We start from the raw sequence: 10,303 nt of genomic DNA on the forward strand, positions 1-10,303 counted from the left end.
TGAAATCGAAACGTAAAATACCACGTCGGATTACGCTTCATCCTACTGGAATCCTGTAAGAACTTTTTGATGAAACGGCAAAGCAATTGCGACACTGGTTTCTGCCGGGACCATTCGAAGAAGAACCAGATGATTTGCCTCCCGGGCCGCGTGCAGAACCGCCGGACACTGCCGTCATCGAAGACTGGGCGAAGGCAGAAGGCGTTCACGCTGCGCGACTGGCAAGAGTGGCTGGACGCCTGGGTGCTCTGGATGACAGGCTGCTGCGTGGCCCGGAAGGCTGGCGGCATCGCCTCGCTCTTATCGAGGCAGCGGACCTTAGCTGGTTCGCAGGGGATCGGGTGAGTTCTGATCGTCTGGCGCTTTGGATATCGATGCGGCTGTCAGGTGCACAGGATGACCCAAATGCGCTGGCAAGAGTTGGATGGGCTGTTCGGCGCCTGACAGGCGGTCCCGGACCGAAGGCTGACTTGGCCGCCTTCCTGGATCGCCGCGATCCCGAGAACATTGAAGGCAGCGCTGAGCGTTTCGAGGATCGCGCGGGTGGATGGCTGGACGTTATGACAGCCGCAACCGATCTCCACCCGATCACCAGGGCTTGCATGGGTTTTCACCTCTGGAGTCTGGCAGGCCTCGGACAGTACGGCGACCAGATCGAAGCCGCCGTCACCGCGTCCAGGATCGCGGCCAGCGATGGAAGCGGCGCCGTCTTCGCACCGCTCGCCATGGGCGGGGCAGGGGGGCTGCGTGCCTCGGGTTTGCCAACCGAACGCTTGGCACGCTGGTTAGATGGGATGAACAGCGCAATTCTAACGGCGATGTGTCATCTAGACGATACCGAGAAATGGAGTGCTCGGGCGGAAGGCGCCATGTCTCAGCTTTCGGGGCGAACTCCGGCGGCTCTTCGTTCGGCGTTGACAGAGTGGCCTTTGGTGTCAGCCCCGATGGCAGGGGCCTTAACAGGCGCAAGCCGCGCGGCGCTTCAAAGGAACCTCGCCTGGATGGAAAAGAGAGGCCTGATCCGGGAAGTGACGCAACAAGGACGCTTCAGGATGTGGCGGATCGCCATCTAGAGGCCTTGACGAACCATTCGCCAGCGCGGTTCTGCGGGAAAGCCGCCATTAGTTCTGAATGCGGTGAGCGACGGCAGAGAGCCCAGAGCGCCGGAGGCTGTGTGGAGTGCCAATTTCCGCTTCCACTGAACCGGCCAAAAAAGCGTCAAGACCAAAGCCAGTTCATCACCGATGCGACGGCGGGGCATCTCCCGGCGAACCTGGCGTCGCCTCAGGTGTCAGCCCCGCGCGCGATCAGAAGATCTGTGGGCGGGGTGCGTAGGAGTTCGGCCGTGAACGAGCCGAGACCGGTGAAGGACAGGCTTCGGGTATTGGCCCCGACCGCGATCAGGTCCGGTGCAAAGCTTCGGATTTCTTGGTGGCATCCAGATCCTACCCCACCATGCACCAGATCGACCTTGGGCAGGGACGTGGCAAACCCTTCAGTCCAAGCCGCTGCCTGAGCCGCGGTTTCTCGCCGCACTTCACGTGCGAAGTCCGACGATGGCCCGCCGGTCAGGCCCTCGAACGATGCCATCCATAGATGGAAGAGCCGGAACGCCGCCTGGGGGGCAATGTGGAGGGCAGTCTTGACCGCGTGTCGGCACGCGGATGAGAACGCGACCGGCGCCAGCACACGATTATAGCTGCCATGGACCGGGTCGGTGACGAGCAGCACTGGAGTGAGAGACCGGGCGACCAAGCTCTCCACAGTCGTCGGCCTGAGCCCATCGAGAAAGCCCCTGTCACGGTGCCGGCCGGCGACGACGAGGTCGAACTCGGCGGAATTCACCAAATCAACCAAGCGCGTGATCGGATCGCCGGTCTCGACCAGGACCTCGTAGGAGACCTCCCCGGCCAGGCTCTGTGCGGACGCCTCCAGATGGATGCGATATTTCTCGGCAAGATCCGTCGTCAGGCTTTCCGGAACGCTGTCATCGACGATCGACACGACGCGCACGCGCGCGCCCAACTCGCCGGCAAGGAGGAAGCCGCGTTGTAGGGCGCGATCCGATCGCGCCGAAAGATCCGAGGCAATCAGGATGGACTTGATCTGCATGAATTGTGCTCCTTTCGGTCCGGCGAAGTGTGGTGTCTCGCACCGAAGTGCTGCCTGTCCGTGTCGGCACGGCGTGGGCAGAGGGGCATCTGCGGTCCTGGGACCACGTGGCGCCGTCGCCCCGGCTTCGTCCTGGGCCCCTCGATGACGGCGTCATTAAAACACGACCAAACCGTGCGATATTTGACCTAGATCAAACTCAACGGCCCAAAAGTGGGTATTCTGCATCTATCGAGACCAAACAGGCATATCCGATGCCACGTGAGCTGTATCAGACCGTGAAAGAAATCGGCGACCGCCTGGAGGTCAGCGAGGCGACGGTGCGCGGTTGGATCAAGGACGGGGCCTTGCGCGCGATCGACATCGGAAAAGGTTGGCGAATCGCCGACCGGGATCTCGAAGATTTCCTGACGCGCCGCGAGACCCGCGCGCGCGATGAGGCGTTCGAAGACGGCGCCGCCGCCGCGGACAGCACGCCAGACCACGGCGGCTGATTATGAGCGGACAGACGCGCGCTTCGCGGTGGCGCGTCCGTTCGGCTGCCCCCATCACGCGCGTCGGGATCGGACGCGCGCCAAGGATCCAAGCCGCGATTTGGCACGCTCGGCGCCGGAAAGGAATAGGAGCAAATGACCCACCCAGACATGGCCGCCCGGTATCACGCCCAACATGCCGGCGACGCGCTCGACACGCTCGACACGACCCACGCCGGCCTCTCGACCGAGGAGGCCGCTCGCCGCCTGTCGGAGTACGGCGCCAACCGCCTGCCCGAACCGCCGAAACCCAGTCCGGTGCTGCGGTTCCTCGCCCATTTCCACAACGTCCTGATCTACGTGCTGCTTGGCGCGGCGGTGGTCACAGCGGCGCTCCAGCATTGGATCGACACGGGGGTGATCCTCGCGGTGGTCATCGTCAACGCGGTGATCGGCTACATCCAGGAGGGCCGCGCCGAACAGGCGATGGCGGCGATCCGGGGCATGCTCGCGCCGCACTCCGCCGTGCTGCGCGACGGCAAACGCGTCAGCGTCGACGCAGCCGACCTCGTGCCGGGCGACATCGTGCTCGTAGAGGCGGGCGACCGGGTGCCGGCCGACCTGCGACTGATCGAGGCGCGCGGGCTAAAGGCCGAGGAGGCAATCCTCACCGGCGAATCTGTCCCCGTCGACAAGGGCACCCGGCCGGTCGACGCAGACGCCGATCTCGGCGACCGGACGCCGATGCTGTTCTCCGGCACGCTGGTCGCCGCCGGCACCGGGCGTGGCGTGGTCACCGCCACGGGGGGACACACGCAGATCGGGCGGATCAGCGGGATGCTGGCGGAGGTCGAAACGCTGACGACGCCGCTCGTGGCGCAGATGGACCGGTTTGCCCGCTGGCTGACAGTGTTCATCCTGATGCTGGCCGCCGTGCTGCTCGCTTACGGGTATTTCGTGGGCCACATGGCGTTCTCCGAGCTGTTCATGGCCGTGGTCGGCCTTTCGGTGGCGGCAATCCCGGAAGGTCTGCCGGCGGTGCTCACCATCACCCTCGCAGTCGGTGTGCAGGCGATGGCGCGACGCAACGCCATCGTCCGCCGGCTGCCGGCGATCGAGACCCTGGGCTCGGTCTCGGTGATCTGCTCCGACAAGACCGGCACGCTTACCCGAAACGAGATGACGGTGGCCTCGCTCGCCGCCGCCGAGCACATATATTCCGTGAGCGGCAACGGCTACGCGCCCGAGGGCGCGGTGCGTTGGCGCGAGGCCGACGCCCATCCGGAAGACCACGCGGTGCTGATGGAATTCGCCCGCACGGCAGCGCTGTGCAACGATTCCGTCCTGCGTGTCCGCGGCGAAGACTGGCATGTCGAGGGCGACCCGATGGAGGGGGCGCTGCTGGCGCTCGCGGGTAAGATCACCGGCGACGGAGCTGAGCCATTCCAGAGCTGGTGCCGCGACGACGCGATCCCCTTCGACGCCGCGCATCGCTACATGGCCGTATTGCACCACAGCGAAGAGGGGGCCGCGCGGATCCACGTCAAGGGTGCGCCCGAGGCGGTGCTTGCGCTCTGCCGCGACCAGCGCGCTGCCGGTGGCGGCACCGAGCCGCTCGATCCCGGCTATTGGCACGAGATGGTCGACACCCTTGCGGCCGAAGGCCAGCGGGTGATTGCGGTGGCGGTGCGGATGGTGCCGGGCGGACATGCCGCGCTGAGCACCACCGACCTCGACGGCACGCTCACGCTCATTGGCTTGATCGGCCTGATCGACCCGCCGCGCGCCGAGGCGATTGCGGCGGTGGCCGAATGCCGCGCCGCCGGCATCCGGGTGAAGATGATCACCGGCGACCATGCCGCGACGGCCCGCGCCATCGCCGGGATGATCGGGCTCGAAAACCACGAACGGGTCCTGACCGGCGCGGATGTCGAAGCGATGGACGATGCCGCGCTTACCGATGCCGTGGTCGAGACCGACATCTTCGCCCGCACCTCGCCCGCCCACAAGCTGCGCCTCGTCACCGCGCTTCAGTCCCATGGGCTGACCATCGCGATGACCGGCGACGGGGTGAACGACGCCCCGGCGCTGAAACGGGCCGATGCCGGCATCGCCATGGGGCTGAAGGGCTCGGAGGCGGCGAAGGAGGCGGCCGAGTTCGTGCTGGCCGACGACAATTTCGCCTCGATTGCCGCCGCCGTGCGCGAGGGCCGCACCGTCTACGACAACATCAAGAAGGTGATCAGTTGGACCCTGCCCACCAATGCCGGCGAGGCGATGACCATCATTGTCGCCCTGTTCGCGGGCATGGCGCTTCCGATCACCGCCGTGCAGATCCTCTGGGTCAACCTCATCACCGCGGTGACGCTCGGGATCGCGCTGGCCTTCGAGCCCTCGGAATCCGGCACCATGCGCCGCCCGCCGCGTCCGCGTGACGAGCCGCTTCTGACCGGCGAGCTGGTCTGGCACATCGTGCTGGTCTCGACCCTGTTCCTGACCGCGGTCTTCGGGATGTATTTCTACGCGATCGACAAGGGTTACGACCAGGCGCTGGCGCAGACCCTGGCGATGAACATGCTGGTGGTGCTGGAGATCTTCCATCTGTTCTTCATCCGCAACATCCACGGCACTTCGCTCACCTGGGCTGCGGTGCGCGGCACGCGGATCGTCTGGGCCTGCGTGGTCGCCGTTACCGCCGCGCAATTCGCCATCACCTACGTGCCACCGTTGCAGAGGGTGTTCGGCACGCAGGCCGTGACCCTTGCCGACGGCCTGCTGATCGTCGGCGTCGGCGCTGTGTTCTTCGCCCTGATCGAGACCGAAAAGCAGATGCGGTTGGCGTTTCGGGGGCCGCTGGCGGAACGCGGGAACCAGCGGTGAAACCGGGGCGTCTTGGTGTGGGATGCCGGCCCTTGTGCAAGTCGCGTGTCCCGTCCGCGTTCCAATGTCCCGGGGACACAAAGGAGTCCATTTGTGAAGCTCAGTGGTCTGTCGGTCCGGCTAGGCTGCCCTTTCCCAAATCTCCGATGGCGGGCGGAGCGTGCCCAGGGTTTGTGTCTCCGGCGAAACCCACCGTTCTCGTCAAGCTGCCCAAAGCCGACTTTCGCGTCGATGTGTCCAACGACAGCATAGTCCGCATTGCGTTGGTTCATGTGCCGCGAGGCGAAGGTCTGCTTCGTCAATGCTCGCAGGCACTGTAGGCTGGGAAGATGATGTCGTGGCGGCTGAAATTTCCACGCATGTGACGCAAAGTTCACCGCGAAATCTCCCCTGCCAACACCGCTCTTCCGTGCACCGCCAAAGTTGCTGAAAACCTCTGGCACCCAAACTTGCGGATCACATCGAGCACCCGCGCTTCGTAGGCAGCGTGTCCGATCAAGCGACACAAGTCGGACGCGTGGAACTGGCGGTTCGCAGTTGGTGCGGCTTGCATCTGTCTCAGCAATTCGCGCTCTTTGGGGTCCGTTATTGGTCTCGCGGGCGGCTTGACCGCGGGACGATCTGGAGATCATCCATGCCCGCCGCCGTCCGCACAATCGCTTCGGCTTTGCCCTGCAACTCTGCGCGCTGCGGTATCCCGGGCGGCTGCTGGTGCCGGGCGAGGTCATTCCACTGGCAGTCACGCGCTTTCTGGCAGCGCAGCTTGGGATAAGGCCTGATGACCTGGCCGGATATGCCGCGCGCGAGGAGACCCGGCATGAGCACCTGGCCACCTTGCGCGAAATCTATGGTTACAAGATGTTCGCGGGCCGTGGGGCGCGCGATCTGAAAATCTGGCTTGAAGGTGCGGCCGAAACCGCCCGGTCGAACGAGGATCTGGCACGGCGCTTCGTCGAGCAATGCCGGGCGGCCCAGACCGTCCTGCCCGGAATCACGGTCATCGAGCGGCTTTGCGCGGATGCGCTCGTCGCGGCTGAACGGCGGGTCGACGCCCGGATCGCCAGTCGGCTGGACGATGACATGCGAACGCAGCTCGATGCCCTTCTGACCGAAGATGCGGGCGGCTCGGTTACGCGGTTCGTCTGGCTGCGTCAGTTCGAGATCGGGCGGAACTCGGCTGATATGAACCGCCTGCTGGACCGCCTGGAATACTTGCAGGCTTTGGAATTGGACCGGGGCACTCTGGCGAATGTACCGCCGCACCGGGTTGCCCGCCTTCGCCGGCAGGGCGAGCGATACTTCGCGGGCGATCTGCGGGATATCTCGGGTGACCGCCGTCTCGCCATTCTTGCGGTCTGTGCTCTGGAATGGCGCAGCGCCATTGCCGACGCCGTGGTCGAGACCCACGATCGGATCGTCGGCAAGACCTGGCGCGAGGCGAAATCGCGATGTGACGCCCGGATGGACGATGCCAAATCGGCGCTGAAGGACACCCTGCAATCCTTCGCCACCCTCGGTTCCGCCCTCCTGGAAGCGCATGAGGACCGGGCCTCCCTCGAAGAGGCCGTCGGCAATGCCGGAGATTGGCTATCGCTCAAGGGGCTTGTCGCCACGGCGACCCAGCTCACAGACACCCTGGCCGCCGATCCGCTGGCGCATGTCGGTCACGGTTATCATCGGTTCCGGCGCTACGCGCCGCGCATGTTGCGGGCGCTCGACATTTGCGCCGCGCCCGTGGCGGAACCGCTGCTGGCGGCGAGCGCGATCATCGCGGGCACGGAGACGGCGACGGTCCTGCCACTGACATTCCTTCGTCGAGGCTCGAAATGGTTGCGGCATCTGAACGCGGATGCTGACGAGGCAAGCAGACTCTGGGAGGTCGCGGTCCTGTTCCATCTGCGCGAAGCCTTCCGTTCTGGCGATATCTGGCTCGGGCATTCGCGCAGATTTGGCGATCTGAAGGAAGCGCTGGTCCCGGTCGAGGTCGCACGCGACACGCCAAGGCTGGCCATGCCCTTCGAACCTGAGGCCTGGCTGGCGGATCGTAAGCTGCGCATGTCCGATGCCATATGCCGACTGGCGCGCGCGGCAAAGGCCGGGGCGATCCCCGGCGGCTCCATCGAGGACGGCACCTTGAAAATCGACCGGCTGACCGCGGCGGTTCCCGAGGAAGCCGACGCCCTGGTGCTCGATCTCTATGGCCGCCTGCCGGAAGTCAGGGTCACGGATCTTCTGCTGGAGGTGGACGATGAGATCGGGTTTACCGAGGCCTTCACGCACTTGCGCACCGGCGCGCCCTGCAAGGACAGGATCGGCCTGTTGAATGTGCTGCTTGCCGAGGGATTGAATCTCGGCCTCAGCAAGATGGCCGGGGCCACGAACACGCACGACTTTTTCCAGCTTTCCCGCCTGTCACGCTGGCATGTCGAGAGCGAGGCGATGGCGCGCGCCCTGGCCATGGTGATCGAAGGACAGTCGGCGTTGCCGATGGCACGCTTCTGGGGCGCCGGGCAGACCGCGTCGAGCGACGGCCAGTTCTTCTCGACGACACGTCAGGGCGAGGCGATGAACCTGATCAACGCCAAGTACGGCCATGAACCCGGGCTGAAAGCCTACACCCACGTCTCCGACCAGTTCGGACCCTTCGCCACACAGACCATTCCGGCTACCGTGAACGAAGCGCCCTACATCCTTGACGGCCTGCTGATGACCCGCGCCGGCCAGAAGATCCGCGAGCAGTATGCCGATACCGGCGGCTTCACGGACCACGTCTTCGCTGTCACCGCCCTGCTCGGATTCCAGTTCATCCCCCGCATCCGCGACCTGCCATCCAAGCGCCTCTACCTCTTCGATCCGGCCGCTTGCCCGAAAGAGCTGAAGGGGCTGATCGGCGGCAAGATCAGAGACCGTCTCATCGCCGCGAACTGGCCGGATATCCTGCGCAGCGTGGCAACCATGGCGTCAGGGGCCATGCCGCCGAGCCAACTCCTGCGGAAGTTTGCCTCCTATCCCAGACAGCACGAGCTGGCGGTCACCTTGCGAGAAATCGGACGGGTCGAACGGACGCTCTTCATCATCGATTGGCTGCTCGATGCCGACATGCAGCGCCGCGCACAGATCGGGCTCAACAAAGGTGAGGCCCATCATGCCCTGAAGAACGCCCTTCGCATCGGCCGCCAGGGCGAAATCCGCGATCGCACCTCCGAAGGCCAGCACTTCCGCATGGCCGGGCTGAACCTCCTCGCCGCAATCGTCATCTACTGGAATACCAAGCATCTCGGCCAGGCCGTCGCCAGCCGCCGACGCGAAGGCCTGGACTGCTCGCCCAACCTCCTGGCGCACATCTCGCCCCTCGGATGGGCCCATCTCCTGCTCACGGGGGAGTACAGGTGGCCGAAAAAAGCTTAGCGTAGGATTCTGCCCCCTCCGGCATCAGACCCCTATGTGGGTATGCTCCCCCAAAAGCCGCAGGATGCGATCGGGCAACGCCCGATCAAGCCGTGCCGACCAGTTCTGACCTGGCGCTCCGAGAAGCGCACCAAAATAGTGCGGAGGTATGCCGTTTGCGTAAGCGAGGCGGTGCAGCCAGCTCGACAGAAGTTCACCTGGTGCGGGCATAATGCTCATGGGCCAACGGTTTCCCGCCGCGCCTTCATACCGCTCTGCAGGCGTCACGGAGATCCCGGTCGGCCCAAACCTCATGTCATCTCGTGACGCAAAGCGGAATTGCGGCGCCTCGAGAGAGGCACATAGCCAAGGTCCGACAGGGTTGCGCCCGTGATCCGGTCCTCACCGCGCGAGATTGCCGCAACTGCCGCCCTGGTGACTATCTCGATAACCTCGCCGATCAGCCCCTCTGACAGATCGTGGATGATCTTTGCCAAGGGTTCGCGCGACAGATCGGAGGCATTGGCTAGCGGCAGACTTACCTCAAGGCTGTCCAGAAGTGTCGCGAAATCCTCGTCATACGCCCAGCGTGGAATGGGGATCGTATCGAAGCGTGAGCCCATTTCGTCCGTGTCATGCACCGCATCGTAGATCGCGATTTCGCCGACAAGGACGGGTGAGATGTCATGCACTCGTGCGATCCGCCGCAAGAACGAGAAGATGGCCTTCACATCCTCGCGCCGCCCGCGCAACGCGCTGTGGAACTCGTCGAAGATCAAAAGGCGCGGCTTCAGGCGCTCCAGAAGATGATCGACCTGATCGCCGGCGCGGGCCAGGCTGCGCCAGCCAGCGGCTTGTGGCGCGCGCAATCCGGACAGGATGCTGGCATAGAAATGCGACAGCCCTGCACCTTCCCGGGTCTGAATCACCCACACCTTTTGCTGCTCGGCAACACGCAGATGTTCGACGGCGAAGCGTTCGGCGATCATGGTCTTGCCGTTATGGTAGGGACCGGCAAGCAGCAAACCGCGTGGGCGCAGGGATGGCGGTCGCTCAAGCAGCAGTCGCATCGCGTCATGCGCCGCGCCGGCCGCCGGATGGCTGATCCAGCGCGGCGCGCGCACATGGGCGATCCGCACTGCGTCATCGGCCTGCAAGAGTGGGACGGTGGCGGACATGAGGTGGTCCGGCACCTTACCAATCCTCGATTGGGAAGACCCGCCGCGGACGATCCGGGTCGAGCTTTGCCTGGGCCGAGGCGGAAGGCGTAGCGAAGTCGGCATAAGGCTTCTTTGCCTCGGTGGCATGCCGGGCGCGGGTCATCTCCTTCAAACGGCTTTTGGGGGTTTTGGCGGCTGTCGCGTAGCCCTTAAATGCGGCATAAGAAAGTCAACGAAATCAATGAGGCTGCTTTGCCATTAAATATGATATCTTGCCTTTAAATCCGACAT

6 protein-coding genes and 2 pseudogenes are annotated in these 10,303 nt (G+C 64.5%); 4 read left to right on the forward strand and 4 right to left on the reverse strand.

Features of this window, described 5'->3' with window-relative positions; all coding sequences use genetic code 11:
* Nucleotides 1-86: 86 nt before the first annotated feature.
* Nucleotides 87-1,073, forward strand: a complete 987-nt coding sequence (locus GGR17_RS19780) for a hypothetical protein (RefSeq protein WP_082386775.1) — start codon at nt 87-89, stop codon at nt 1,071-1,073.
* Between the two features lie 211 nt (nt 1,074-1,284).
* Here GGR17_RS19780 and GGR17_RS19785 read toward each other — a convergent pair whose 3' ends face one another.
* On the reverse strand, nt 1,285-2,112 hold the full coding sequence (locus GGR17_RS19785) for a universal stress protein (RefSeq protein ID WP_009574212.1): 828 nt from the start codon (nt 2,110-2,112) through the stop codon (nt 1,285-1,287).
* A gap of 254 nt (nt 2,113-2,366) precedes the next feature.
* Here GGR17_RS19785 and GGR17_RS19790 point away from each other — a divergent pair, with 254 nt between their 5' ends.
* Both GGR17_RS19790 and GGR17_RS19795 read left to right on the forward strand, forming a co-directional pair.
* Nucleotides 2,367-2,606, forward strand: coding sequence for a helix-turn-helix domain-containing protein (locus GGR17_RS19790; protein WP_009574213.1), 240 nt, complete (start codon nt 2,367-2,369; stop codon nt 2,604-2,606).
* A gap of 135 nt (nt 2,607-2,741) precedes the next feature.
* Nucleotides 2,742-5,465 (forward strand): cation-transporting P-type ATPase, encoded by a 2,724-nt coding sequence (locus GGR17_RS19795; protein ID WP_054540548.1) that lies wholly within the window; start codon nt 2,742-2,744, stop codon nt 5,463-5,465.
* A 373-nt stretch (nt 5,466-5,838) separates the two neighbouring features.
* Here the strand turns inward: GGR17_RS19795 and GGR17_RS20440 are convergent.
* A pseudogene (locus tag GGR17_RS20440) lies at nt 5,839-6,093 on the reverse strand (hypothetical protein); the annotation flags it as partial.
* On the opposite strand from GGR17_RS20440, the pseudogene GGR17_RS19800 reads away from it, so the two are divergent.
* Nucleotides 6,081-8,873 (forward strand): annotated as a pseudogene (locus GGR17_RS19800) (Tn3 family transposase); the annotation flags it as partial. The pseudogenes GGR17_RS20440 and GGR17_RS19800 sit on opposite strands and share 13 nt — an antisense overlap.
* Nucleotides 8,874-8,897: 24 nt before the next feature.
* Here GGR17_RS19800 and GGR17_RS20660 read toward each other — a convergent pair.
* Together GGR17_RS20660 and GGR17_RS19810 are read right to left on the reverse strand one after the other, a co-directional pair.
* Nucleotides 8,898-9,167 carry a TniQ family protein gene (locus tag GGR17_RS20660; protein ID WP_040402893.1) on the reverse strand — a complete coding sequence of 90 codons (270 nt, stop codon included), beginning with the start codon at nt 9,165-9,167 and terminating at the stop codon, nt 8,898-8,900.
* Entirely contained in the window at nt 9,164-10,030 is an 867-nt protein-coding gene (locus GGR17_RS19810) for a TniB family NTP-binding protein (RefSeq protein ID WP_009573528.1), read from the reverse strand. The genes GGR17_RS20660 and GGR17_RS19810 overlap by 4 nt, the downstream gene beginning before the upstream one ends.
* Nucleotides 10,031-10,303 lie beyond the last annotated feature (273 nt).

The organism is Actibacterium naphthalenivorans, from assembly GCF_014196965.1.
Taxonomy (GTDB): domain Bacteria; phylum Pseudomonadota; class Alphaproteobacteria; order Rhodobacterales; family Rhodobacteraceae; genus Actibacterium_A; species Actibacterium_A naphthalenivorans.